The organism is Hymenobacter glacieicola, from assembly GCF_014640315.1.
Lineage (GTDB): Bacteria > Bacteroidota > Bacteroidia > Cytophagales > Hymenobacteraceae > Hymenobacter > Hymenobacter glacieicola.
Map to the genome: position 1 here is coordinate 122116 of NZ_BMGS01000004.1, position 24115 is coordinate 146230.

20 protein-coding genes are annotated in these 24115 nt (G+C 59.1%); 10 read left to right on the forward strand and 10 right to left on the reverse strand.

Annotated features, from left to right (window positions below; genetic code table 11):
• Positions 1-152 precede the first annotated feature (152 nt).
• Together IEW18_RS08515 and IEW18_RS08520 are read left to right on the forward strand one after the other, a co-directional pair.
• Complete coding sequence (locus IEW18_RS08515; protein WP_188557417.1) at positions 153-887, forward strand: phenylalanine 4-monooxygenase; 735 nt, start codon at positions 153-155, stop codon at positions 885-887.
• A gap of 372 nt (positions 888-1259) precedes the next feature.
• Complete coding sequence (locus IEW18_RS08520) at positions 1260-2024, forward strand: phenylalanine 4-monooxygenase (RefSeq protein ID WP_188557418.1); 765 nt, start codon at positions 1260-1262, stop codon at positions 2022-2024.
• Positions 2025-2251: 227 nt separating this feature from the next.
• Here IEW18_RS08520 and IEW18_RS08525 read toward each other — a convergent pair whose 3' ends face one another.
• The 5 genes from IEW18_RS08525 to IEW18_RS08545 form a co-directional block, all read right to left on the reverse strand.
• Positions 2252-3112 (reverse strand): dienelactone hydrolase family protein, encoded by an 861-nt coding sequence (locus tag IEW18_RS08525; protein ID WP_229728657.1) that lies wholly within the window; start codon positions 3110-3112, stop codon positions 2252-2254.
• Positions 3113-3346: 234 nt separating this feature from the next.
• A complete protein-coding gene (locus IEW18_RS08530) occupies positions 3347-4660 on the reverse strand; it encodes an ABC1 kinase family protein (protein ID WP_188557419.1) in 1314 nt (437 codons plus the stop codon).
• Positions 4661-4792: 132 nt separating this feature from the next.
• A complete protein-coding gene (locus IEW18_RS08535; RefSeq protein WP_188557420.1) occupies positions 4793-5428 on the reverse strand; it encodes a TetR/AcrR family transcriptional regulator in 636 nt (211 codons plus the stop codon).
• 50 nt (positions 5429-5478) lie between these two features.
• Entirely contained in the window at positions 5479-6801 is a 1323-nt protein-coding gene (locus IEW18_RS08540) for a cryptochrome/photolyase family protein (protein WP_188557421.1), read from the reverse strand.
• Between the two features lie 121 nt (positions 6802-6922).
• The gene (locus IEW18_RS08545) at positions 6923-7636 is read right to left on the reverse strand and encodes an SDR family NAD(P)-dependent oxidoreductase (protein WP_188557422.1); all 714 of its coding nucleotides are present in this window, start codon (positions 7634-7636) and stop codon (positions 6923-6925) included.
• A gap of 198 nt (positions 7637-7834) precedes the next feature.
• Here IEW18_RS08545 and IEW18_RS08550 point away from each other — a divergent pair, with 198 nt between their 5' ends.
• The 3 genes from IEW18_RS08550 (at position 7835) to IEW18_RS08560 (ending at position 13829) form a co-directional block, all read left to right on the forward strand.
• Positions 7835-11284, forward strand: coding sequence for a pyruvate carboxylase (locus IEW18_RS08550; protein WP_188557423.1), 3450 nt, complete (start codon positions 7835-7837; stop codon positions 11282-11284).
• Between the two features lie 61 nt (positions 11285-11345).
• On the forward strand, positions 11346-12086 hold the full coding sequence (locus tag IEW18_RS08555) for a hypothetical protein (protein WP_188557424.1): 741 nt from the start codon (positions 11346-11348) through the stop codon (positions 12084-12086).
• Positions 12087-12488: 402 nt separating this feature from the next.
• Positions 12489-13829: a M20/M25/M40 family metallo-hydrolase gene (locus IEW18_RS08560; RefSeq protein WP_188557425.1), complete on the forward strand. Its 1341-nt coding sequence runs from the start codon at positions 12489-12491 to the stop codon at positions 13827-13829.
• Positions 13830-14005: 176 nt separating this feature from the next.
• Here the strand turns inward: IEW18_RS08560 and IEW18_RS08565 are convergent, their stop codons facing one another.
• From IEW18_RS08565 to IEW18_RS08575, 3 genes are all read right to left on the reverse strand, one after another.
• A complete protein-coding gene (locus IEW18_RS08565; protein ID WP_188557426.1) occupies positions 14006-14857 on the reverse strand; it encodes a transporter in 852 nt (283 codons plus the stop codon).
• 179 nt (positions 14858-15036) lie between these two features.
• Positions 15037-17508 carry a M1 family metallopeptidase gene (locus tag IEW18_RS08570; RefSeq protein WP_188557427.1) on the reverse strand — a complete coding sequence of 824 codons (2472 nt, stop codon included), beginning with the start codon at positions 17506-17508 and terminating at the stop codon, positions 15037-15039.
• 170 nt (positions 17509-17678) lie between these two features.
• Entirely contained in the window at positions 17679-18020 is a 342-nt protein-coding gene (locus IEW18_RS08575) for a tetratricopeptide repeat protein (RefSeq protein WP_188557428.1), read from the reverse strand.
• A 74-nt stretch (positions 18021-18094) separates the two neighbouring features.
• On the opposite strand from IEW18_RS08575, the gene IEW18_RS08580 reads away from it, so the two are divergent.
• The 4 genes from IEW18_RS08580 to IEW18_RS08595 all read left to right on the forward strand — a co-directional run bounded on the left by IEW18_RS08580 (position 18095) and on the right by IEW18_RS08595 (position 21446).
• On the forward strand, positions 18095-18835 hold the full coding sequence (locus IEW18_RS08580; protein WP_188557429.1) for an electron transfer flavoprotein subunit beta/FixA family protein: 741 nt from the start codon (positions 18095-18097) through the stop codon (positions 18833-18835).
• 102 nt (positions 18836-18937) lie between these two features.
• Positions 18938-19915, forward strand: a complete 978-nt coding sequence (locus IEW18_RS08585) for an electron transfer flavoprotein subunit alpha/FixB family protein (RefSeq protein WP_188557430.1) — start codon at positions 18938-18940, stop codon at positions 19913-19915.
• Positions 19916-20119: 204 nt separating this feature from the next.
• Complete coding sequence (locus IEW18_RS08590; protein ID WP_188557431.1) at positions 20120-20746, forward strand: bifunctional nuclease family protein; 627 nt, start codon at positions 20120-20122, stop codon at positions 20744-20746.
• Between the two features lie 154 nt (positions 20747-20900).
• A complete protein-coding gene (locus tag IEW18_RS08595; RefSeq protein WP_188557432.1) occupies positions 20901-21446 on the forward strand; it encodes a YfiT family bacillithiol transferase in 546 nt (181 codons plus the stop codon).
• Positions 21447-21664: 218 nt separating this feature from the next.
• Here IEW18_RS08595 and IEW18_RS08600 read toward each other — a convergent pair whose 3' ends face one another.
• Together IEW18_RS08600 and IEW18_RS08605 are read right to left on the reverse strand one after the other, a co-directional pair.
• Positions 21665-22474, reverse strand: coding sequence for an ABC transporter ATP-binding protein (locus IEW18_RS08600; RefSeq protein ID WP_188557433.1), 810 nt, complete (start codon positions 22472-22474; stop codon positions 21665-21667).
• Positions 22475-22554: 80 nt separating this feature from the next.
• Complete coding sequence (locus IEW18_RS08605; RefSeq protein WP_188557434.1) at positions 22555-23286, reverse strand: MlaE family ABC transporter permease; 732 nt, start codon at positions 23284-23286, stop codon at positions 22555-22557.
• 103 nt (positions 23287-23389) lie between these two features.
• Between IEW18_RS08605 and IEW18_RS08610 the strand changes: the two genes are divergently transcribed.
• Positions 23390-24100 carry an SDR family oxidoreductase gene (locus IEW18_RS08610; RefSeq protein WP_188557435.1) on the forward strand — a complete coding sequence of 237 codons (711 nt, stop codon included), beginning with the start codon at positions 23390-23392 and terminating at the stop codon, positions 24098-24100.
• The last annotated feature ends 15 nt before the right edge of the window (positions 24101-24115 follow it).

The following is a 24115-nucleotide window of genomic DNA, read 5'->3' on the forward strand; positions in this document are numbered from 1 at the left end:
TGAATATTCGCCCCGTGCAGGGCGAGGTCGGGCCTCTTTGCGGACATGAAAGTTAGAAGCGCAGTATGACACTTCTCCTCTGAAAATCTAGCAAAAGCCCGACTCCCTCCAGGAGCCGGGCTTTTTTTCTGCCCATTATTCGCTACCTGCTCATGGTACAGCAACATTACGACCGGTACACGGCCCAGGACCAGTTGGTCTGGAAGGTATTGTTTGACCGTCAGACGGCCCTGCTGCACAAGCGGGCCTGCTCGGCCTTTGGCCGAGGACTGGCCGCCGTTGGTTTTCACCGCAATGCCATTCCTGATTTTGCGGAGGTAAATCAGCGCCTGCAGAAAGCCACCGGCTGGCAGCTGGAGCCGGTGCAGGGCATGCTGGGCGATGCCGACTTCTTCGGTCTGCTGGCCCAGCGCAAGTTTCCCGCTACCGTCTGGATCCGGTCGATGGAGCAGTTTGACTTCATTGAGGAGCCCGACCTGTTTCACGGCGTGTTCGGCCACGTGCCGCTGCTCATGGACCAGGCCTTCGCCGATTTCCTGCATTTTTTAGGCCACGTAGCCGCCCAGCACCTTACTGATGCCGCAGCCCTAGCCCGCCTGGAGCGCCTCTACGGCTTCACGGTACAGTTTGGGTTAGTGCTGGAAAAGGACGAGGCCCGCATGTATGGAGCTGGTCTGCTGTCCTCTTCCGGCGAAATTCACCATTGCCTCGGCGACGTAACCCGTCGCGCCCCCTTTGACCTGGCCACGGTACTGCACACGCCCTACAGCGAGGCTCGGTTGCAGGAGCAGTATTTCGTGCTCAACAGCTGGGACCAGCTCACGGAAAGCGTGGCCGAGCTGGCGGCCTTGCTCTCCACGGGCTGGGAGCTGCAACCCGTGAAATAAGCGCTTGTACTGGCCAGCACTACGCCAGTGGGTTAGAAATCTGTTTCGCGTTTAGGATGGAAGTGGGCCGGCAACGGCAGCAGGTGGGGGTGGGATACCAGACGCTGCCGCCGCTCACTCCAACCACCGCTCCGGCGGTTCGCGGAATAGGTTTCTCGCTCACTGGCTTGTTTGCTAGGTGTTACGTTGTACTTTTGCCCCAATGCTACTGACTACCCGCTATTACGCCTATGCCTATTACGCTCCTGCCCGGAGCGGAGCGGCCACGGCGTGCCTCGGAGGATAAGCATTACTTCCCCTGACACTTTCGACAGCCTGCTTCCGCTCCGTGCGGAGGCAGGCTGTTTCTTTTTACCTCTTCTCTCTTTCTGTATGTTGTCTTCCCCTGCGCCCTCTACAACCACCGCCGTTCCGGCTGCCCTGCCCTTGCTAACCCAGGACTACCGCGCCTACACCGCCGCCGATCAGCACGTATGGCAGCTGCTCTTCGACCGTCAGATGGCTTTGCTGCCCGGCCGGGCGGCTGATGCTTTCCTGACTGGCGTGCAGCAGATTGGGTTTACGCGGGAGGCTATTCCGGATTTTCGGGAGGTGAACCCGCGGCTGCGGGAGCTGACGGGTTGGGAGCTGGTAGTAGTGCCCGGTATCGTAGATGATGCCATTTTCTTTGGGCTGCTGGCGGAAAAGAAGTTTCCGGCTACCACTTGGCTGCGGAAGCTAGAGCAGCTTGACTACCTCGAAGAGCCCGACATGTTCCACGACGTGTTTGGGCACGTGCCGCTCCTCACCAATCCGGAATTTGCCGCGTTTCTGCAGCAGTTGGGCGCGGCGGCTCAGCACTACCGCCACCAGCCCAATTCGCTGGAGCTGTTTACGCGCCTGTACTGGTTTACGGCGGAGTTTGGCTTGCTCAGCCAGCCCGAAGGCCTGCGCATTTACGGCGCTGGTCTGCTCTCCTCGCACGGAGAAGTTAAGTTCAGCCTCAGCGAAAAGCCTACCCGCTTGCCATTTACGCTCGCCGGGGTACTGGAAACGGCTTTTGAAAAGGACAAATTTCAGGAGTTGTATTTCGTGCTGGAAAGTATGCAGCAGCTCCCCGAAAGCCTGGCCGAACTGCAAGCCCAGTTGGCAGGGTAGTGGTGAATGGTGAAGTACTGAGCTGAGCCTGTCGTGCCCGCCCACAAACAGGCACACGGGCCACAGGGGTAGCCCAACCGTGGCGTCTACTAGTCGTGATACTCCAATCATCGGGAGCTGCATAGAGCTCAGGGAGAGGGTAACATATAAAAAGGCTACCTCTCGGGGTAGCCTTTTTCATAAAATCAGAATCCGTGAAATTCGATAAATCCGTCTAAATCCGTGATTTACTTGAGTTTCAGATTTTTCTTGAGGTAGGCTACGGAGGCGGCGTGAGCATCCTCGGCGAAGGTTTTGCTGTACTTGGGGTTGGAGGGGTTGGCAAAGGCGTGGTCGGCGTCGTAGGCTTTCACGGTGAGGCCTTTTTTAGCGGCTGCCATGTCCTTTTCAAACTGGCTTACTACCTCCTGGTTGATCCACTTATCCTGCTTGGCAAAAACGAAAAGCACGTCCGTGTTCAAGGTTTTAAGTTTGGCTACGTCCTTTTCGGGCATGCCGTAGTACGCCACGCAGCCCTTGGCTTTGGGCCCGGCCAGCAAGGCCGTCTGGATGCTCCAGCCCCCACCGAAGCACCACCCGATGCTGGCTACCTGGGCCCGGGGGCCGGCGTGCAGCAGCGCCCCGTTGATAATGGCTTGGGCACGCTCGGTTTTTACGCCCTGCATGAGCTTGCCGGCCTGGTCAGCGTCGGTGGCCACTTGGCCGTCGTAGAGGTCCAAGGCAATGACGTTGACGCCGGGCAGTTCCTTGGCAAAGCGGGCCGCTTCCTGCTTGATGTGGTCGTTCAGGCCCCACCACTCATGAATGACCAGCAGGTACTTATCGGAGCGGACGTTGCTCTTGATTTCGAAAGCCTTGCTGCTCTGGCCATCGGTAGTCTTGAACTCCACCATTTCGCCGGTGCCCTGGTAGGTAAAGGGTAGAGGCGCATCGTGGCCCCCGGAAAAGTCCTCGTTGGAAGCCAGCATGGCAAACACCTCCGTGGCATTCTGGGCGGCGGCCGGCTTGGCGCAGCAGCTCAGGGTTTGGGCCGAAGCCATGGATACTACGCTAAGCAGCGCCGCACAAAGAGTCCAGAGTTTTTTCATGGGTAGGGAAAAGAGAAGTAAAACGCAGCAGTCCAGCGGCACTTATGTAACTACACGAGTGCTGCTGGACTGCTTAAACTCCAGATAAGCCGTTTGGTTTCGGAAAAGCCTGCCTTGCGTTGCCTGTCCTTCTAATGCAGCCGGAATCTAAACTAAGTACTAGGTGATTTTTCCGGTAAACGCAGATTCCTTCGGCGTAAGAAGGACAGACGAATTGTTCACCACAGGCCAGCGCTAAGCCGTCCGCACGAAGGCTTGCAGCTCGGTTAGCAAGGCGTAGAGGCCAACGTAGGTGCGGTTGAGGTAAATGAAGTGCTCGGAGCCCCGTGGTTCCCGCTGCTGGCGTAGCTCGGGCTGCTGCAGCAGGTCATCGCCGAGGGCATACAGGCTCTGCAGGTAGGTCGGGTCGCCGAAGTCGAACGATGCTTGACGAAACGGCCGGCCCACCAGTTCCAGGGAGGCTTGCATAGTGGCTACGTAGAAGTTTCGTTGGGTTTCCGGATCCTGAGGGCGCACCACGCCGGCCTCGGTCAGCAAGGCCGTTAGCCGGGCTGGGTCGGCCAGGGTTTCGGGGGCAAGCAAGGCCGTGAACAGCCGGTGCACCTCGGCCGGAATTTCCTTGACGCAGCCAAAATCCAGCACGCCTACCGTGCCACCGGCCTCGGCGCGCAGCAGGAAGTTGCCGGGGTGCGGATCGGCGTGTACCTGCCGTAGCGTATTAAACTGGAACATGTAAAAGTCCCAGAGAGCCTGCCCGAGCTGGTTACGGACGGCCTGGCTGGGATTCGTCGCCAGGAACTCCTTGAGGTGCTGGCCGGGCAGCCAGTCCATGGTCAGAATGCGGCTGCCGGATAGCTCCGGGTAGTAGCTAGGGAATTGCAGATGAGCCAGGCCAGCGCAGGCGGCGGCAATCTGCTGGCCGCGCCGGAGTTCCAGGCCGTAGTCGGTTTCCTCCAGCAGGCGGGTTTCTACTTCCTGCAGGTAGGGCCGCACGGTAGCTTCATCCAGGCCCAACACGCGCAGGGCAATGGGTTTCACCAAGCGAATGTCGGAGCGGATGCTGTCGGCCACGCCGGGATATTGCACTTTCACGGCCAACTCCTGGCCGCCTTTCCGGGCGAAATGCACCTGGCCGATGCTGGCTGCCTGCCGGGCATTGAGGTCAAAGGTATCGAACACGTCAAAGGGCGACTTGCCAAACGCATCCCGGAAAGCTTTCACCACCAGCGGCCCCGAAAGGGGAGGCGTTTGGTACTGGGCCTGAGCAAACTGGTCGGCGTAGGCCGTGGGGAGGATGTTCTTCTCCATGGCCAGCATCTGGGCTACCTTCAGCACCGAGCCTTTCATTTCGCTCAGGGCCCCGTACAATTCCGCCGCATTGGCCTCGTGCAGTTCACTGGTGGGGCTTTCGGCCCCTACGGCGCGCTTGGCGTAGTGCTTCACGTAGTTGGCGCCCACATGAAAGCCCGTTTTGGCGAAGCGGGCCGCTCGCGCCACTTTGGTAGTTGGCAGCGAATCAAGCGGGATAGTCTTGGGAGAGTCGGGCATACGAAAGCGGCCTGCACAACAGGGCCTGCAAAAATGCAAAAACGGAAACTTAACAGCCTGAGCTACAAAAGCAGCAGACTACCACTTATATACCCGCTCCGGGGCCGAAGCCGCACGAGGCAGCAGTGGCGGCTAACGGCGGCTCTGGATCAGGAAACGCACCAAGTCAGTGGCGGAATCCAGCGTGTTGCGGCCTACCAGATCAAAGCTGAGGGTAACGGCTTTTTCCACGGCGGCATCGGTGCGCTCAAAGTTCACCGATTCGTCGTGGGCGAAGAAATTCAGCAAAAACAGTAGCTGTTGCCAGAAAAAGCGGGGGTAACTGTTTTCCAGCAAAGGGCGGGAGGCCACCTCGCCGCTCTGCCGGCCTTCCTGCAAAATCTTGGCGGCAAACTGCTCAAACTCCTGCCGCAGCCCATCCAGCACCCGGGGGGTAAGGCCGGGCATGCGGGGCAGGGAGCGGCGCAGGGCTTGCAGGGCAAAGCTGCGGTTGCGCTTCAGAACCTCCAGCAGAACGTAGTAAAAGCTCAGCAGCTTCTCGCGGGTGCCGTACTCGGCCCACACGGGCTCTTTCGAGGCCGTGTCGTAGGCCTCGCGCCCAAAATCCGCCCACAGCTCCCGGTCCAGCACCTCGAAGCTGGCGTAATAGCGGTAGAATTCCTGCTCAGGCAGGCCCAGCTTTTTGGTGAGTTTGAACACCGATACGGGCGGCGCGCCTTTGCGCAGCACGTAGTCGAGGTAGGCTTGTTTGATGCGGTCCTTTTCCATGTTAGTACAACCGGCAGTAGGGGTAGGAAGTTGCTCGGCAATAGGGTTTACTACTCCCCGGCGGCCCGGTAGGCAGTCCGCAACGTTTCAATGGCCCGGTCCCGGGCAAACTTGTGCTCCACGATGGGCTTGGGGTAGTGGCAGGTACCAAACTCAGGAACCCACTGCCACACGTAGGCAAAGGTAGGATCGTACTGTTCCTGCTGGCTTTGGGGGCTGTACACCCGAAACCAGGGCGCGGCTACCACGCCGGTGCCGGCCATCCACTGCCAGTTGCCCACGTTCTGGGCCATGTCGTAGTCGAGGAGCTTGTCGGCAAAGTACCGGTCGCCCCAGCGCCAGTCGATGAGCAGGTGCTTTACCAGAAAGCCCGCGGCCGCAATGCGGGCCCGGTTAGGCAGGTAGCCGGTTTGATTGAGCTCCCGCATGCCGGCATCAACCAGGGGGTAGCCCGTCCGGCCCTCGCACCAGGCCCGAAACTCCTTCTCGTTGTTGCGGTAGGGCACCCGGCGCAAGCGCGGCTCGAAGCTTTCCGTGGCGGTGGAGGGGTAGTGCCAGAGCAGCATCATGAAATAGTCGCGCCAAATTAGCTCGGCCAGCAGCTTCGGGTTTAGCTCCCGGGCCTGGTGCATCAGTTCCCGGACGCTTAGCGTGCCGAAACGCAGGTGTAAGGAGCGGCGGGTGCTGCTATCCACGCGGCCTGGCGTATCGCGGGTGAGGTGATAGGAGCGCACCAGTTCCTCGGCGGGCAGCTCATTGGTCGGTACCTGCTGCCGGAATTCCTCGAAACCCATGCTGGAAAGCGTAGGCCGGGCCGGGGCATCGGGCACGTGTGCCAAGTGCTCGGCAGTATACAAGCCGGCCGAGGGGTAGGGCTGCAAGTGAGCGTCCTGGAGCTTGTCCAGCCAGGCTTTGCGGTAGGCCCCGAACACGCGGGCGGGCTTGCCGGACTTACCCAATAGCTCGTTTTTCGCGAAAATCACCTGGTCTTTCAGGGCCTGAAACGTGGCCCCGTGCCGGGCGGCCAGCGCCCCCACGGCCGCGTCCCGCTCGGCGGCGTAGGGTTCGTAGTCTTCGTTGGTATAAATGGCTGCTACCTCGTGCTGGGTAAGCAACTGCTCGAAAACCTCCACGGGCCGACCATAAAAGGCCAGAAAGCTGCCGCCGGCCTGCGCCGTCTGCCGGGCCAGGCGCTCCACCTCGTCGTAGATGAAAGTTACGCGGGCGTCGCGGCGGGAAGGCAGCAAATCCAGAATTTCCCGGTCGTAGATAAAGAGTGGCACTACGGGGTAGCCGCTTTGCAAGGCCGCCGTTAGGCCGGCGTTATCGTGCTGGCGCAGGTCGCGCCGGTGCCAAAACAAGGCAATCTTCATGGGTGGGCTTGTCAGGTGATACGTATCGGGTGCGAGTGGCGGTAAGAGGTTGTCAGCGGGTGGTGGTTGCTTGGTAGAACTGCTTGGGCGCCCTAAGTCAGCCGCTGGCAACTAGGGCTTTTTACTTCAACCGCCCCAGGCCGCCATCTACGGGCAGAACTTGGCCCGTAATAAAGGAACTGTGGTCGGAGAGTAGAAAAGAAGCCATGTAGGCCAGGTCCTGAGGTTCACCGATGCGCTGCAAAGGGTGGCGCTTGGCGCCGGCCTCTACCTTCTCCGGAGTGCTCAGCAGGGCGGCGGCCAGGGGCGTGTTGGTTAGGGAAGGAGCCACGGCGTTGACCCGAATTCCGCTGGCCGCGTACTCCGCCGCCAAGGACCGGGCCAGGCCTTCCACGGCGGCTTTGGCCGTGGCAATACTGGCGTGAAAGGCCATGCCCGTGTCGGCGGCCACCGTGCTGAAAAGCACCACCGAGGCTCCGCCCGCCTTTTTCAGCCGCTTCATACTGGCTTGCAGAACCTGCACCGCCCCGAGCACATTCAGCTCAAAGTCAGCCCGAAAGTCTTCTACCGGAATCCGCTCAAAGGGCCGCAGCTTGATGGAGCCGGGGCAATACACTACCCCGTGCAGTACTTCCGGCAAAGCATCCAAGGAGGCGCCCAGGGGCTGCGTTACATATAGCGCAATGAACGTGGTGTTTAGCTCGGCCAGTTCCGGTGAGAGGTGGCGGGAAGCCGTGTACAGATTTGCCTTCAGCTTATGCAGGAGTTGGGCGGTGGCCAGGCCAATGCCGGAAGATGCTCCGACGAGCAGGATGTTTTTGTCAGCAAATTCCATGTAGGGAGGGATGGTAGATATGGTAAATCAACTGAACTGTACGATGAAGGTTTAGCAATATTTTACTTTATTATAGGCAGTTGAAGAAGCGGATAGTATTGCGAAAAAATGCTTTTAGCAAAAATTCGCTAAATGTTCCCGTCGCTTTCCGTAGCTTGCAGCACCCTTCTACCTCATCCCCTACACCAACTTTCCACGATGAATATCCGCAAACTGCTGGTCGCCAACCGGGGCGAAATTGCTATTCGCGTGCTGCGCGCAGCTACGGAACTGGGCATCCAAACGGTGGCTATTTACACCTACGAGGACCGCTACTCCCTGCACCGCTACAAAGCCGATGAAGCCTACCAGGTTGGTCGCGACGATGAGCCGCTCAAGCCCTACCTCGACATTGAAGGCATCATCCGGACGGCCAAGGAAAACGGCGCCGACGCCATTCACCCCGGCTACGGCTTCCTGTCGGAAAACGCCACGCTGGCCCGGCGCTGCGGGGAGGAAGGCATTATTTTCGTGGGGCCGCGGCCGGAAGTCATGGAAGCCCTCGGCGACAAGGTAGCGGCCAAGAAAGTGGCTGTATCGTGCCAGGTGCCCATCATTGAGAGCAGCCAGCAGGACCTGACCGACCTGAGTATTGCCCTGGAGGAGGCCCACCGCATTGGCTACCCCGTCATGCTGAAAGCGGCCAGCGGGGGCGGGGGGCGCGGCATGCGCGTTATCCGGGATGATGAGCAGCTGGAGCGGGGGTTCTTCGAGGCCCGTAATGAAGCCCTGAAAGCCTTCGGCGACGACACGGTGTTTCTGGAGAAGTTCGTGGAGCAGCCCAAGCACATTGAGGTGCAGCTGGTAGCCGACAACCACGGCGGGCTGATGCACCTGTATGAGCGCGACTGCTCGGTGCAGCGCCGCTACCAGAAGGTGGTGGAAGTGGCGCCCTCCCTCAACCTGCCCGACCACATGCGCCACCTCTTGTATGAGTACGCCCTGCGCCTGGGCCGGGCCGTGAACTACAACAACGTGGGCACGGTGGAATTCCTGGTAAACCCCGAGCAGGACCGCATCTACTTTATTGAGGTGAACCCGCGCATTCAGGTAGAGCACACCGTGACGGAGATGATAACGGGCGTGGACCTGATTAAAACCCAGCTGCACATTGCCGACGGCCGCCGCCTCACCGACCCGGAAATTGGGCTCGGCCCCGACGTAAAACCCCTGAAAATTGGGGTGGCCATTCAGTGCCGCATCACTACCGAAGACCCCGAGCAGGACTTCAAGCCCGACTACGGCACCATCACGGCCTACCGCTCGGCCGGGGGCTTCGGGATTCGGCTGGACCAAGGCTCGGTGTACACCGGCGTGAAGGTGTCGCCCTTCTTTGACTCCCTGCTGGTGAAGGTGTCCACGCACGCGCCCACGCTGGCCGAGGCGGCCCAGAAGATGGCCCGCACCCTCGACGAGTTCCGCCTGCGCGGGGTGAGCACCAACATCCAATTCCTGCAGAACATCATTGCCCACCCGGTGTTCATGGCCGGCGAGGCCAACGTGGACTTTATCAAGGACCACCCGGAGCTGTTCAAGTTCAAGGCCCGCCAGGACCGCGCTACCAAGGTGCTCAGCTTCCTCGGCGACGTTATCGTGAACGGCAACCCCGACGTGAAGGGCCACCTCGACCCCAAGCGCGAGCTGCGCAAGGCCCTGCTGCCTGAAGCCGACCTGACAACTTCGCCGCCCCCCGGCACCAAGCAGAAACTCATGGAGCTAGGTCCCGAGGGCTTTGCCCAGTGGCTGCGTCAGGACCAGCAGATTCACTACACCGATACCACCCTGCGCGACGCCCACCAGAGCCTGCTGGCTACCCGCATGCGCACCTTTGATATGCTGAAAGTGGCGGAGCGCTACGCCCACCAGCACCCCCAAACCTTCTCCCTGGAGTGCTGGGGCGGGGCTACCTTCGACGTGGCCCTGCGCTTTCTGCACGAAGACCCCTGGGAGCGGCTGGCCAAGCTGCGCGCCGCCGTGCCCAACATTCTGCTCCAGATGCTGATTCGCGGGGCCAACGGCGTGGGCTACAAAGCCTACCCCGATAACCTCACGGAACGTTTCGTGCAGCAGGCCGCCGAAACCGGCATTGATGTGTTCCGCATTTTCGACTCCCTGAACTGGATGCCCGGCATGGAAGCCTGCATTGGCTTCGTGCGCAACAAAACCGACCGGCTGGCCGAGGCCAGCATCTGCTACACCGGCGACATTCTCGACCCCCAACGCAACCAGAAATATTCCCTCGATTACTACCTGCGCCTGGCCCGGCAGATTGAGGATGCTGGGGCGCACATTCTCTGCATCAAGGACATGGCGGGTTTGCTGAAGCCCTACGCCGCCCAGGAACTGATAACGGCCCTGCGTGACACCATCAGCCTGCCCATCCACCTGCACACGCACGATACCAGCAGTTTGCAGGCCGCTACCTACCTGAAAGCCGTGGAAGCCGGCGTCGATGTCATTGATGTAGCCCTGGGCAGCCTTTCCGGGCTCACGTCTCAGCCCAACTTTAATTCCGTGGTGGAAATGCTGCGCGGCCAGGAGCGCCACCGCGAGTTTAACCAACACTCCCTCAACGAGTTTTCCAACTACTGGGACACGGTGCGCGAGTATTACTACCCCTTCGAGTCGGGCCTGAAGGCGGGTACTTCCGAGGTGTTCCAGCACGAAATTCCGGGCGGGCAGTACTCCAACCTGCGGCCCCAGGCGGCTTCGCTGGGCTTGCTCGATAAGTTTGAAACCGTAAAAACCACCTTCGCCGATGTCAACCAGCTTTTCGGCGACATTATCAAAGTAACGCCCAGCTCGAAGGTGGTAGGGGATATGGCCCTGTTCCTGGTTTCCAATAACCTGACCACGGCCGATGTGCTGGAAAAGGGCGCCACGCTCAGCTTCCCGGAATCGGTGCGGGAACTGTTCCGCGGCGACATTGGGCAGCCCGAGGGCGGCTGGCCCCAGGACGTGCAGCGCGTCATTCTCAAGGACGAGCAGCCCTTCACCGACCGGCCCAACGAGCACTTGGCCCCCATCAACTTCGAGCAGGAGTGGCAGCGGTTTGAGGAGAAATTCGGGCAGCGCGCCAAGTTCACCGACCTGCTGTCCTGGCTGCTCTACCCCAAGGTGTTCGAGCAGTACTGGCAGCACCAGCAGCAATTTGGCGACGTGTCGATCATTCCGACTCGCGCGTTCTATTACGGCCTGCAGCCCGGCGAGGAAACCATCATCGACATTGCCCGCGGCAAAAGCATTATTGTAAGCCTGCAAAGCGTTGGCCCGGTGAATGAGGACGGCGGCCGCACGGTGTTCTTCAACCTCAACGGTCAGACCCGCAACCTGGAAATCCGGGATACGAGCGTGGAAGTCAAGCGCATACTCAACCCCAAAGCCGACAAAGCCAACCCCAAGCAGATTGGCGCGCCCTTGCAGGGCCTGCTCTCCAAGGTGCTGGTAGCCAGCGGGCAGCCAGTCAAGCGCAACGCGCCCCTGTTCATCATCGAGGCCATGAAGATGGAAACCACCATTACGGCCACCGACGACACCACCGTGCAGGCCGTGAATCTGGCGGAAGGCACGCTGGTAAATGCCGACGATTTGGTGCTGACGCTGGGCTAGGGGAATGTTTTTCGGCCAAAAAACCAGTAGATTGAGAACCTAATCCACTTCTTCATTTCTTATGGTTACTCGCTCTTCCGTTATCCTGGCGCTTAGCTTATCAATGGGCGTCCTGCATGCTGCCCACGCCCAGCAACCCAGCATTGAGCAGACAGGAGCCGCGGCTCAGGCCAACCTTAACGCCCTGGTAAATGGCTCGCCTACGGTAGTGCCTCGCGGAGCTGTGGAAGTCACCAAGGGCTCGCCCTATGCCGATAAACGATGGCTACCCGCCCGCCTGCGCATGAGCAATAACGTGCCCCTGGCCCCGGTACCCCTGAAATACGACGTGCTGAATCAGCGGCTGCTGATGCGTCCGCTGAGCCGGCCCAATGATTCCCTGCAGCTAGACGACCGGTTGTTGGCCAGCTTTGAGCTGGAGGAGCCGGCAGTGGGAGCCTCCGGGACCCGCCGCCGGGTGTTCCGCCGTTTTACCGAAGCGCCCGTACCTACCCAGCGAGCCGAGTACGTGGAGGTGCTGCACGAAGGCAAGCACGCCCTGCTCAAGCGCTACGCTAAAGTGCTGCACAAGGCTGATTACCAGGGGGCTTACAGTACGGACCGGCGCTACGATGAAATTGAGGATAAGCCCACCTACTACCTACGCCGCCCCGACGGTAGCGCCGTGCCCGTAAAGCTGACGCTGAAAGCCTTGCAATCTGCCGCACCGGCGCTGGCAGCGTCCCTGAAGGCAGCGCCGGGCGCTGCTACCGCTAAATCCGAAGCTGACTGGTCGGCCGTGCTGGCCGCGGCAGATAAGTAAAGCTGGTCAGGTTGAAGCACTTGTTCTTGGTAGTAGCTTCCCTTTACCCAGAATCGACAATACGCCCCGTTTGCTGGTTGCCGCCACTAAACGGGGCGTATTGTCGATTCTGGGCAGGGAGAAGAGTACTTCGAATCGATGGCCAAAAAGGTGTTTTGCCTTGCTGCAGGATTGAGCAGCGCCTGCTAGCTACAGGGTGATACGTCGGCCTGCGGACCAATATGAAAGCCCAACACGCTGTTAGGGTATGGTGCAGGCAAGCGTAGGCATGTAGTAAGCCGAAGATTGGCCTGCACGGGGGCAGTGGGCAGGAACTAACCGAGGAGCTAATCAGACGGCTAACAAGCAACTGCCAGGGGAAGTGAAGTAGTTGGGCTTGAAACAAAATGGTTACTTTCGACCATGAGAACCCTCCTTTTTATCTCCCTGGCATTCTATTGCGCACAAACTGCTTTCGGGCAGAAAAAGCCGGCTGGTGGCGCCACTGCAACCGTGGCACCCGCTACCGTAGAACGAGTTATCCGGACCCTGGCGGCCGATGATATGCAGGGTCGCGCTTCCGGTACGCCCGGGGCGCAGAAAGCCGCCAGTTTCCTGGCAGCCGAATTTCAACGCATCGGCTTACAGCCGCTTGCTGGCCTGAAAGGGTTTGAGCAAAGCTTTCCTACCTACGAAGTACGCACAGCCGCCGCGTTCATCAACATCAACGGCGCAAACATCAGCCCTGAGAAAGCGCTGCTGGTTTCGGGGCAGCCCCACCTGAACTGGACCGATGCCGACGAGCCAGCGCCCCGCATTATTACCGTAGGGGCCGATGGCAACCTTATGCGCGAAGTGCGGGCCTTACTGGAGCCGCGTGAGAACACTATTGTGTTCATTGATCCGGCCCAGACTACCGCATTTGCCCGGCTGGCTGGCTACCTGAAACGGGGCGGACTGCGGCCCGAAAAGCCAGCGCCGTTTACTACTCTGTTCATACTAGGTGCTACTCCGCCCGCCCCCGTAAAATTTCGGGTGGCGGCTACTACCACCATTCGGACCGTGGAGTTGCGCAACGTAGTGGGCGTGCTGCCGGGTAAAGACGCCGCCCGGGCCGCGGAACAGGTGGTCTTCAGCGGGCACTACGACCACATCGGGATTCTGCCGGCCGTGCAAGGCGACTCCATTGCCAACGGCGCCGACGATGATGCCAGCGGCACTACGGCGGTAGTAGCCTTGGCTGAGTATTTCAACAAGAAAAACGACAACGCCCGCAGCCTCGTGTTCGTGGCATTTGCGGCCGAAGAAATTGGCGGCTTCGGGGCACGCTACTTTTCTCAGCAGCTCGACCCCAAGCAGGTAGTGGCCATGTTTAACATCGAAATGATTGGCAAAGAAGCCAAATTTGGGCCTAACACAGCCTTCATTACCGGCTTCGATAAGTCAGACTTCGGTAAGCTGCTGCAGGAGAGTGCTGCTGCCAAGGGCGGTACCTTTCGCTTCGAGCCCGACCCGTACCCGGAGCAGAACCTATTCTACCGCTCCGATAACGCTACCCTGGCCCGCCTGGGCGTACCTGCTCACACCATCAGCACCGACCAGATTCCGACCGACAAGCGCTACCACAGCGTAGATGATGAGGTAGAAAGCCTGAACCTAACCAACATGACGGCCGTCATCATGGCCATCGGGCGCAGTGCCGCTGGCATCATCAGCGGCCAGCAAACGCCCACGCGCATCGCTCCTGAGTCGGTGACCAAGTAGTTTCCTGGTATAGCGATTAAGTGAATTAGCCAAGTATACAAAACCCGTCACCCTGAGCGGCGCGAAGGACCTTTTTACGCTAGTACGAGTCGTAACAACGAGTATCATGCTGACGTGAAAAGGTCCTTCGCGCCGCTCAGGGTGACGGGTTTTACATACCCCACGAACTCCCTGCGCTATTTGCCTAAACGGGCGCTCAGGCCGGCTCCTATGTTGAAGCCCCCGGCGGCAGGCGTCAGGCCGTGGGCGGCGGTTACATCAAACCGCAGCCCGGGAATCGGCCGGTAGTAGAGGCCTGAGGTGAGCCCCGGCCGCCAGCCCTGCTGACGTTGCCAGGTAGCGTAGGTTTCGGCGAAAAACCCCACGTGGTTGTTGGGCGTTAGGGGGCCGTTCAGGGCCAGCGTCGTTAGGTATTGGCCTTGCTTGGTGCCTTCGGCCTTGAAGCCCTGCTGCCGGAAACCCAGGTTGCCTTCCAGGCCAAAGCGCTTGCCCAGCTGCTGGGAAACAAGTAGGCGGGCACCCGGCTCGAATTGCTTGTTAGAAAAGCTAGCGTCGCCGTTGCGCAGGTTCATATCGAACAGCACTACCACCTGCGAACGAGCATTCTGAACCGTAGAGGCCAAGAATTTAGCCCCGACGTTGAGCGGCGCAAACCCAGACGGGCCCGCGAAAGGAGCGGGGGCTCCTTCTGCATTGATGGGGCGGGTAGCGGGCGTCAGCAGATAATTCTGGGTGGCGCGCAGCTCAATGTGGTTGAAAAAGCCTACCCGCAAGGTGTTACCCCAAGCCGTGCGGCCCGCGTAACCGGTGCTGCTACCCCGGTCATAGCGGCTAAGGCTGGTTTCGAGCTGAAACTGGCCGGGGTAAAGCATGTTGGTGGTAATCGTCTGACCCGGCCGGTCGGGGCGGATGAGGCGCACAAAGGGCGAGTCCTCGTTGTTCAGATTCGGGTCAATAGTTTGGGCCAGGGTGCGGGCCGGGCCAGCGAGCAGGAGCGCGCCGACGGTCAGCAGAGTGGTCTTGTGCATGTATCCTCGACGCCTGCGCGGTAGGAATAGTTCGATTTTACAAAGACGCCGCAACCCTGCTCGCCAGTTTACGTGCCACCCAAAACCCCGGCCAAACAACCAACCAGGGGCGATACACCAGGAAAACAGGCAAGCGAAAAGGCCGGAAAATATTCCGGCCTTTAAGAAAAACCGACGAATTACTGCGCCTGCTTAATAGCCTGTATGGCTGCCTGCACGGTGGCTTTCTGGTCGGCGGGCTTGGTTTGCTGCACCTTGTCCAGCATGGCCAGAATGGGCTCATCCACTCCGTATTTCTTGTACTGCACGGCCAGCTTTTGCAGGCGCTCCACGCCCTCGTTGAGCACCGTCGCATCGTTCAGGCGCGACATAAACCCGACCAGGCTCTCCAGCATCTGGAACTTGCCCTGGGGGCCGGCCGCGTCAAACTGGTTGCGCACGTAGGTCCAGGTGCTGGCGTTGCCGTGCTCGGCGTACACGGCCGCAATGGAGGCGGCCAGGCTACCACGCGCGTCCTGTTGCAAGGCCTGGGCGCGGGCCACCGCCTGTTGGGGCTGCACGGCTGCCAAGCCCTGCAGGGCGGCTCCCTGCACCGCGTACGACTGGCTGTTCAGACCCTGCGTGAAAGCTTTTTGGTCCTTTTTATCCTTCAACTGCCCCAAGGCTAGCAGCAGGGCGGCTTGGTTATTGGTGTTTTTTTCCTGGGCTAGCTGCTTGCGGATAACCGGTGCGGCTGCTTTCTGCACGGCCCTGTCCTCGAGCTTGAGGCCAGAAAGCGCGGTGAGGCGCAGGCCAGCATACTTGTCGCTCAGGGCCGAGAGCAGAAGCTGGCGGGCGGCAGCATCAGTAGGCGGCAACTGCGCTGCCGCCGCCACTGCCTCGCGCCGATCCACAAAGCGCGGGGCGTTTTTGTACTGATATGCAAACTCGGCCAAGGGCTTGTTATCGGTTTTCTGCCAGAGCAGCACCTTGTCGGCATCCACGTTTACCAGGCTGGGTTTGCTGGCGGCGGGGAAGCGCAGGGTTTCGGTGGCCTGGCGCAGCATTACCTGGTGGCGCTGGGGCTTGCCGTTTACGTACACGTCCACGGCCAAGGGTAGCTGAAACGCTCGGCCGGGCTGGGTTTGCTTGATGGTGACTGTCTGCTCCTGGCGGCCAGCGTCGTAGGCGTAGTCAATGGTGACAACCGGATGGCCGGCCCCGAAGTACCACTGATTGAAAAACCAGTTCAAATCCTGGCCCGATACGGCCTCCATGGCCAGCCGCAACTGGTGGGCTTCACCATTGCCGAACTTATTGTCGGTCAGGTATTTGGTTAGGCCTTTAAAGAAAACGTCGTCGGTGAGGTAGTTGCGCAGCATGTTCAGAATCTGGCCGCCCTTCTGGTAGCTCACCAAATCAAACATGTCCTCCTTGTCGGCGTAGTGGAAGCGCACCAGGTTTTTTTGGGCGTCCTGAGGGCTGCGCAGGTAGTTGCGCATGTTCATGTAGGCGTGGGCGTCGCCGGCGTCCTGGCCGTACTTGTACTCGGCCCACAGCGCCTCCGAGAAGTCGGCAAACGACTCGTTCACAGTCAGGTTGCTCCAGCTTTCGGCCGTTACCAGGTCGCCAAACCACTGGTGAAACAGCTCGTGGGCAATAACCGACTCGCCGTTGGCGTACTCGGCGTCGAGCAACTCGCGGGCATCCTTCTGCAAAAACTCACCGTGCAAGGTAGCCGAGGTGTTTTCCATGGCCCCGCTCACGTAGTCGCGCACTACAATCTGGGCGTATTTATTCCAGGCGTAATCCACGCCGAGGCGGCGAGAAAAGAACTCCAGCATTTCGGGCGTGTTGCCAAAAATCTGCTTGGCGAAGGGCGCGTACTTGGGTTCGAGGTAGTAGCTGACTTCCTTGCCCCGCCAGGTGTCCTTCGTAATCTTGAAGTCGCCCACGGCCATCATAAAGAGATAGGGCGAGTGAGGCAGCTCCTGTTTCCAGGTGTCGGTGCGGGTACCGTCGGGGTTGTTTTTCTGCGCGTCGAGGCGGCCGTTGCTAAGCGTGACGTAGCGCGCGGGCACCGTCAGGCTGATTTCAGCAGTGGTTTTCTGGTTGGGCTTGTCGATGGTCGGAAACCAGGCCGAGCTGGCCTCCGTCTCCCCCTGGGTCCAGATCTGGCGGGGCTTGCCCGCCTCGGTGCTGTCGGGGTTGATGAAGTACAGCCCCTTGGCATCGGTAATGGCCTGGCTGCCCTTGGTTTTCAGCTCGTCGGGCTTGGCCACGTACTCAATATAGACGGTATACTGCTGGCCGGGCGTGTACAGCTTGTCCAGGTGCACCAGCATCTGTTCCTGGTTGTAGTCGTACTTCAGGGTCTGGGTAGCCGTACCGTTTACCATGGTCACCGACTTGATATCCATGCCTTTGGCATCGAGGCGCAGGGAGTCCGTGGCGTAGGCTACGGGCTGCAGGGTTACCCACTCGCGGCCCAGCAGCTGGCGCTTGCTGTAGTCGAAGCGCACATCCAGCTTGGTGTGCACCAAGGCATTGATTTTGCGGGCCGATTCGCGGTAGGGAAGGGCGGCGGCGGAATCGGGGCGGGCGGCCGGCGACTGGGCCAGGGCAGGAGCCGCGGCCAGCAGGCCGAGGCTCAGCAGGAAAGCTTTGGTCATGAAACAAGGAGCAAGAATGGGGCTGCTAGTTGCAAACTTTTCAGCACAGATCGGGTAGGTCAGTAGCATATTCAGACGATGCCACCACCCCGGATTAAGTTGTATTTGAAAAGCTGCTTTTCGAGCCGTCGTGCCAAGCCGCGCCGGAACTGTGGAGTCGGAATACGTTCTTAGTCCTCGTCTTCGTAGTCGAGGCCCAGCAGCTGGTTTAAGGCCTGCTGAATTTCGCTGGCGGCATGCAGCTGCCCGGCCCGGCGGGCTACCGTGAGGCCAGTGCGGTAAACTTTTTCGGCTTCGTCTGGCTTTCCTAACTGCTGGAGCATTTTGCCCGCGTGGTAGTACGTACCCACGTACTCCGGATGCTCGTCGAGCAGTTTTTGGTAGTACTCCATGGCCCGGACGGGCTCCGTGGTCCGGTATTCGGTGGCTAAGGCATAAATCGTAAACGGATCAGCGGGGTCGTCCTGATAAAAGGCCAGGAGTTGCTGCAAGCGGCTGGGCGTAGTTTCCATGGGGCAGTAGATTTGAGTATCTTCGCCCCAAATTTGGGACTTTCCCCGTGTTCTTCTCATATAAGTAGCCGTAGATGAAGTTTCTCGTTTGCATAAGCAACGTGCCCGACACGACCACCAAAATCACTTTTACGCCTGATAATAAGGAATTTAACAAGGCAGGCGTGCAATTCGTGATTAATCCTTGGGATGAGTATGCACTCACTCGCGCCATTGAACTGAAAGAAGCCCAGGGCGGCGGTACCGTGACGGTACTAAACGTAGGGGAGGCCGACACCGAGCCCAACATCCGCAAGGCCCTGGCCATTGGCGCCGATGACGCCATCCGCGTGAATGCCTTCCCGAAGGATGCCTTCTTCGTAGCCCAGCAGATTGCCAACATCGCCAAAGACGGCGGCTACGACGTGATTCTGATGGGCAAGGAAAGCATCGACTACAACGGCTTCCAGGTGCACGGCATGGTGGGCGAGCTGCTCGGCATCCCGACGGTAGCCCCGGCCATGAAGCTGGATATGAGTGGCAACACCGCTACGCTGGAGCGCGAAATTGAAGGTGGCAAGGAAATCGTGGAAGTAAACACGCCCTTCGTGGCTAGCTGCCAGCAGCCCATGTGTGAGCCCCGCATCCCCAACATGCGCGGCATCATGACGGCCCGCACCAAGCCCCTGAAAGTGGTAGAGCCCACCGGCGAAGGCGCCCGCACCGAGGTTTCCGCCTACGCGCTGCCCCCAGCTAAACAGGGCGTGAAGCTTATCCCGGCTGAAAGCGCCGGCGAGCTGATCAAGCTGCTGCGCAACGAAGCCAAAGTCATCTAAAAATCAATTAAGAATTGGTAATTGGCCAGTTAAGGGCGCTTGTAATGAGCTATAAAGCACGGGCCGCCGATTCCTAATTCTTAAGTACTAATAAAGATAAAAATGTCTGTTCTAGTAGTTGTTGAATGTGATGGCGGCGAGGTAAAGAAGTCCTCGCTGGAAGTAGCTTCTTACGGCAGCCAGGTAGCCCAGCTGCTCGGCACGTCGGCTACGGCCGTAGCCGTGGGCGAAGCCACTGAAGCCAACCTGGCTAAGCTAGGTGAGCAGGGTATCACCAAGGTGCTCTACGACGCTGAGCCCCGCCTGAAAGATTTCGTAAACGGCGCTTACACCAAGCTCATTGCCGCCGCCGCGCAGCAGGAAGATGCCAAGGTAATTGTGCTGGCTAACTCCAACATTGGCGCGGCCGTTGGTTCGCGCTTGTCAGTACGTTTGCAGGCGAGCCTGGCAACCAACGTGGTAGAATTGCCTAAAACTGACGGCAGTAGCTTCACGGTAAAGCGCGGTGCCTTCTCGGGCAAGGCTTTTGCCGATGTTACCCTTGCTGGTGAGCGGAAAATTATTGCCGTAAAGAAAAACTCGATTGAAGCCCTGCACGAGGCTGGTAAAACGGCCGAGGTAGTGTCCTTCTCTGCTCAGCTCTCCGACGCTGACTTTGCTGATGCTCCCAAGCAGGTAGTGATGCAGGACCAGGCCGGTGGCATTCTGCTGCCCGAAGCCGACAAGGTAGTATCGGGCGGCCGTGGCATGAAGGGCCCGGAAAACTGGAAGCTGATTGAGGACTTGGCGCAAGCGCTGGGTGCCGCTACGGCCTGCTCCAAGCCGGTTTCCGACGTCGATTGGCGTCCTCACCACGAGCACGTAGGCCAAACGGGCATCACCGTTTCGCCGAACCTGTACATTGCCTGCGGTATTTCGGGTGCCATTCAGCACTTGGCCGGCGTGAACTCCTCCAAGGTGATTGTGGTCATCAACAAAGACCCGGAGGCCCCGTTCTTCAAGGCCGCTGACTACGGCATCGTTGGCGACGTGTTCGACGTGCTGCCCAAGCTGACCCAGGCCGTAAAAGAGCTGGGCTAACCGCTGAAAAAGTAGGGTCTTAGGAGGCAGGAGCGTAGTAGCTTCCGCATTTCCTAAGACCCTAACTCTTTTTTAGCCGTATGGGGATGGGTAAGCCGGTATTAGTTTCTTTTGCACCTGCCAAGCTGGCGTAGCCCCATCTTCCCCCGTGCGGCCCTACCAGCTAGAAGCCCCGATCCTCAGTTCTTAACACCCTACTTTCCTTTGAAAAAGATACCGCTCGAAATTCTGGGCCTCTCCTCCAGCCAGTCGCAGTCGGGCTCCTTTGCCCTGATTCTGGGTGAAAAGACTGGCAACCGTCGCCTGCCCATTATCATTGGCATGTTCGAGGCGCAAAGTATTGCCATCCAGATAGAGAAAATCAGCCCGAACCGGCCCCTCACGCACGATCTGTTCAAGTCCTTTGCTGAACAAGTGCACGTGGCCGTACTGGAAGTTTTAATTTCGGACCTGAAGGAAGGGGTGTTCTATTCCAAGATTGTGTGCTCCGACGGCGCTACTACCTTCGAGCTCGACTCGCGGCCTTCTGATGCCATTGCCATTGGACTGCGCTTCGGGGTACCAATTTTCACGGTGGAAAGCGTCCTGAGCGAAGCCGGAATCATCCTGTCGGACCTGGATGAAAACGCCGATGAGGACGAGGACGACACGGACGACGAGGACGAGGACGACGACAGCGGCCGGCCGGCCCCTGCGCCGGCCGAGCCCCGGGAGCCCAGCGGCCAGGTGTCCTTGGATGAGCTGACCAAAATGCTGGCTCAGGCCCTCGAGCGTGAGGATTACGAGAAAGCCGCCAAAATCCGCGACGAACTCAACAAGCGCAACGGGTAACCATTGCTTGCTCGAAACTCTATTAAAAATGCCTTTCTGCTTGCAGAAAGGCATTTTTACTTTTGCCGTTTTCAGGGCGAGCAGGCTAAGGAGTACGCCGTCGAATCGTCTTGTAAGCCGTACCTTGCCACGGTAACGCTTGACTTTTCCTCGCATGGAACCTACTTCTGACCTTGATCTGCGCTTTCCCATTGGCCAGCCCGCATTGCCCGATGAGCCTCTGGACCGCGGCGCCCGCACTGCCTACATGGCCCAGATTGCGACTCTGCCTGACCTGATACGAACTGCCGTATTGGGCCTGTCGCCGGAGCAGCTCAGCACGCCCTACCGCCCCGGCGGCTGGACCGTGCGCCAAGTGATTCACCACTTGCCCGACTCGCACCTGAACAGCTACACCCGTTTTAAGCTGGCCCTGACGGAAGACAACCCCACGGTGCGCCCCTACGAGGAGCAGCTCTGGGCCGAGTTGCCAGATAATGAGGCTACGCCCGTTGCTGTTTCCCTGGCCTTGCTTGAGGCCCTACACATTCGCTGGGTAAAGCTGCTGCGCAACCTGACCGATGCGCAGTGGACGCGCACCTTCTACCATCCCGGCTCTCAGCGCACCTTCACCCTCGACCAGGCCCTGGTGCTCTATGCGTGGCACGGTCGGCATCATCTGGCCCACATTACGGAGCTACGCAAGCGACAGCAGTGGTGAAATGGTGATTCTGTGAGGTAGTGATTTTGTGAGTTCCGTCATGGCAAGCAAGGTGCAGCCATCTTTCCTTTACGAAGTACTACCGTTAAAAAAGTAACAAGCCCTTACTTCCGGCACGGAGGTAAGGGCTTATCAATGTAGTAGGCTTGCAGAGGAAGGGTTGCTTCGGCTAGCGCCTCGCCATGACAACTTACAGTTTTGCTCCGCTTATATATTACCTAGATGTTAATGGCCTCGTCGGTAGTGGCGGCGGCCAGGCCACCTTCGGTTTCGTCGTCTACTTTTTTGGCGGCGCGTACGAGGCTGCTGCTGAAAATGAATTCCTTAAGCTCTGGGACCTGGGCGTTCAGGATTTCATCTTTGTTACCATCCCACAGCTTGAGACCCTTGTAGAGGAAGATGATATGGTCCCCGATTTCCACCACCGAGTTCATGTCGTGGGTTACTACCACAGTTGTGATGCCGTATTCGTGGGTAATTTCGTGGATGAGCTCGTCGATTTTGATGCTGGTGAGCGGGTCGAGGCCGGAGTTGGGTTCGTCGCAGAACAGGTAGGTGCAGTTGGGCGCAATGGCGCGGGCAATGCCTACGCGCTTTTTCATACCCCCCGAAATTTCAGAAGGCATTTTGGTGCCTGCATTTTCCAGCCCTACGCGCTTCAGGCAGAATTCTACCCGGTCGCGGCGCTCCTCACGGCTCATGTCGGGCGTGAGCATCTTCAAGGGAAACTCAACGTTTTGGTACACCGTCATGGAGTCGAACAGGGCCGAACCTTGGAACAGCATCCCGATTTTCTTCCGTATTTCCTGACGGATGTCCACTTTGTTGTTAGTGAACACCGTGCCATCGAAGGTGATGCTGCCGAGGTCGGGCTTCATCAGGCCCACAATGCACTGCAGCAGCACCGACTTACCCGTACCGGAGCCGCCGAGCAGCAGGTTGCATTTACCCGTTTCGAAGGTGCAGGTAATGCCCTTTAGTACCGGATTGCCCTCGAAGGACTTTTGGACGTTATGGACTTCAATCATGAGAATAGGAGCTAGAAGCCAGGAGTCAGGAGCTAGAAGTTGTTCTGCCACTTCTAGCTCCTGACTCCTGGCTTCTTTTATTACAGAAGTAGTGCGGCCAGGGCGAAGTCGGCCACCAGAATGGCAATAATGGAGTTGTTAACGGCCGTAGTGCTGGCCGCCCCAACTTCGAGGGCGCCGCCCTGCGTGTAAAACCCTTTAAAGGAAGATATGGCCGAAACCAGGAAGGCAAATACCACCGACTTAATCAGGGCAAACACGATGTTGTACGGAATAAAATCGGTACGAATACCCTCAATGTATTCCTGGGCCGATAAAGCCCCCGTCAGCGACCCTGCCAGGTACCCACCGATGATGGACAGGGCCATGGCCAGAATTACGAGCAGCGGAAACATGAACATAGAAGCCAGGATGCGGGGTAGCACCAGGTAAGAGGCAGAGTTGATACCCATAACCTCCAGGGCCGATACCTGCTCGGTGATGCGCATGGTGCCCAGGCCGCCGGCAATGCTGGAGCCTACCTTACCCGCCAGCACAATGCTGGTGATGGTAGGGGCCAGCTCCAGAATCGTCATTTCGCGCACCATGTAGCCGATGGTGCTTTTGGGAATGAGCGGGTTGGTAAGGTTGTAGGCAATCTGCACGCAGGTTACGGCCCCAATAAAGGCCGACACAATGGCGACGATGAAAATGGAGTTGATGCCGATGATAACGCATTCATCGATAGTGCGTTGCCACAGCACGGCTACCCGTTCTTTCCGCGTGAGCATGCTCTGAATAAAGAGCAGGAATTCACCGAAGGACTTGACCATAAAAGGGAATAAGAAAAGAAAAGCGGAAACTTGCGGCGCCAGAAAGAAAAGGCGAGTGCCGAGCTGCCTTGCTTACGTAAAAACCAATTCAGGAATCAAAGGAATGCAAAAAAATATCGTTGTCACGGGAGGTACCAAGGGAATTGGTCGGGCCCTGGTGTTGCGCTTTCTGCGGGCAGGCTACCCGGTGGTTACTTGCGCCCGCTCCGCGCCGGACTTGCAGGAGCTGCAAGCCGCTGCCGCGGAGCAACTTCCTGGCGCCGTACTGCACACCCTGCCCGCCGATTTAAGCCGGCAGGAAGACTGTGCGCGCTTCACTGACTTCGTGCGCAGCCAGGGCCAGGTAGGCGTACTCATTAACAACACTGGCTCCTTTATTCCGGGCCGCTTGCAGGATGAGCCGCAGGATGGCTCCCAGCTCCGCCAGATGCTGGCCGTAAACCTGCTCAGCGCCTACGATGTCACGCTGGCCCTGCTGCCGGGGCTGCTGGCGCAGCGGGCGGGCCATATTTTCACCATTTGCTCTACGGCCAGCCTCACGGCCTACCCCAACGGCGGCTCCTACGGTATTGCCAAGCACGCCCTGCTGGGCATGACCCGCAACCTGCGGGAAGAGCTGAAAGATTCCGGCATCCGGGTGACGGCCGTGCTGCCGGGCGCTACCCTCACCGCCAGCTGGGAAGGCGTGGACCTGCCGGCGGAACGTTTCATCAAAGCCGAAGACGTAGCCGACGCTATTTTCGCGACCTATTCCCTTTCGCCCCAGGCCGTGGTGGAGGAGCTGCTGATTCGGCCCCAACTCGGCGACTTGTAAGCAACGAGTTGCGCT

What these genes read in the sequence shown, in the direction of transcription:
- IEW18_RS08515 (WP_188557417.1), top strand. Translation starts at nt 153, where the DNA reads ATGGTACAGCAACATTACGACCGGTACACGGCCCAGGACCAGTTGGTC.
- IEW18_RS08520 (WP_188557418.1), top strand. Translation starts at nt 1,260, where the DNA reads ATGTTGTCTTCCCCTGCGCCCTCTACAACCACCGCCGTTCCGGCTGCC.
- IEW18_RS08525 (WP_229728657.1), bottom strand. Translation starts at nt 3,112, where the DNA reads ATGAAAAAACTCTGGACTCTTTGTGCGGCGCTGCTTAGCGTAGTATCC.
- IEW18_RS08530 (WP_188557419.1), bottom strand. Translation starts at nt 4,660, where the DNA reads ATGCCCGACTCTCCCAAGACTATCCCGCTTGATTCGCTGCCAACTACC.
- IEW18_RS08535 (WP_188557420.1), bottom strand. Translation starts at nt 5,428, where the DNA reads ATGGAAAAGGACCGCATCAAACAAGCCTACCTCGACTACGTGCTGCGC.
- IEW18_RS08540 (WP_188557421.1), bottom strand. Translation starts at nt 6,801, where the DNA reads ATGAAGATTGCCTTGTTTTGGCACCGGCGCGACCTGCGCCAGCACGAT.
- IEW18_RS08545 (WP_188557422.1), bottom strand. Translation starts at nt 7,636, where the DNA reads ATGGAATTTGCTGACAAAAACATCCTGCTCGTCGGAGCATCTTCCGGC.
- IEW18_RS08550 (WP_188557423.1), top strand. Translation starts at nt 7,835, where the DNA reads ATGAATATCCGCAAACTGCTGGTCGCCAACCGGGGCGAAATTGCTATT.
- IEW18_RS08555 (WP_188557424.1), top strand. Translation starts at nt 11,346, where the DNA reads ATGGTTACTCGCTCTTCCGTTATCCTGGCGCTTAGCTTATCAATGGGC.
- IEW18_RS08560 (WP_188557425.1), top strand. Translation starts at nt 12,489, where the DNA reads ATGAGAACCCTCCTTTTTATCTCCCTGGCATTCTATTGCGCACAAACT.
- IEW18_RS08565 (WP_188557426.1), bottom strand. Translation starts at nt 14,857, where the DNA reads ATGCACAAGACCACTCTGCTGACCGTCGGCGCGCTCCTGCTCGCTGGC.
- IEW18_RS08570 (WP_188557427.1), bottom strand. Translation starts at nt 17,508, where the DNA reads ATGACCAAAGCTTTCCTGCTGAGCCTCGGCCTGCTGGCCGCGGCTCCT.
- IEW18_RS08575 (WP_188557428.1), bottom strand. Translation starts at nt 18,020, where the DNA reads ATGGAAACTACGCCCAGCCGCTTGCAGCAACTCCTGGCCTTTTATCAG.
- IEW18_RS08580 (WP_188557429.1), top strand. Translation starts at nt 18,095, where the DNA reads ATGAAGTTTCTCGTTTGCATAAGCAACGTGCCCGACACGACCACCAAA.
- IEW18_RS08585 (WP_188557430.1), top strand. Translation starts at nt 18,938, where the DNA reads ATGTCTGTTCTAGTAGTTGTTGAATGTGATGGCGGCGAGGTAAAGAAG.
- IEW18_RS08595 (WP_188557432.1), top strand. Translation starts at nt 20,901, where the DNA reads ATGGAACCTACTTCTGACCTTGATCTGCGCTTTCCCATTGGCCAGCCC.
- IEW18_RS08600 (WP_188557433.1), bottom strand. Translation starts at nt 22,474, where the DNA reads ATGATTGAAGTCCATAACGTCCAAAAGTCCTTCGAGGGCAATCCGGTA.
- IEW18_RS08605 (WP_188557434.1), bottom strand. Translation starts at nt 23,286, where the DNA reads ATGGTCAAGTCCTTCGGTGAATTCCTGCTCTTTATTCAGAGCATGCTC.
- IEW18_RS08610 (WP_188557435.1), top strand. Translation starts at nt 23,390, where the DNA reads ATGCAAAAAAATATCGTTGTCACGGGAGGTACCAAGGGAATTGGTCGG.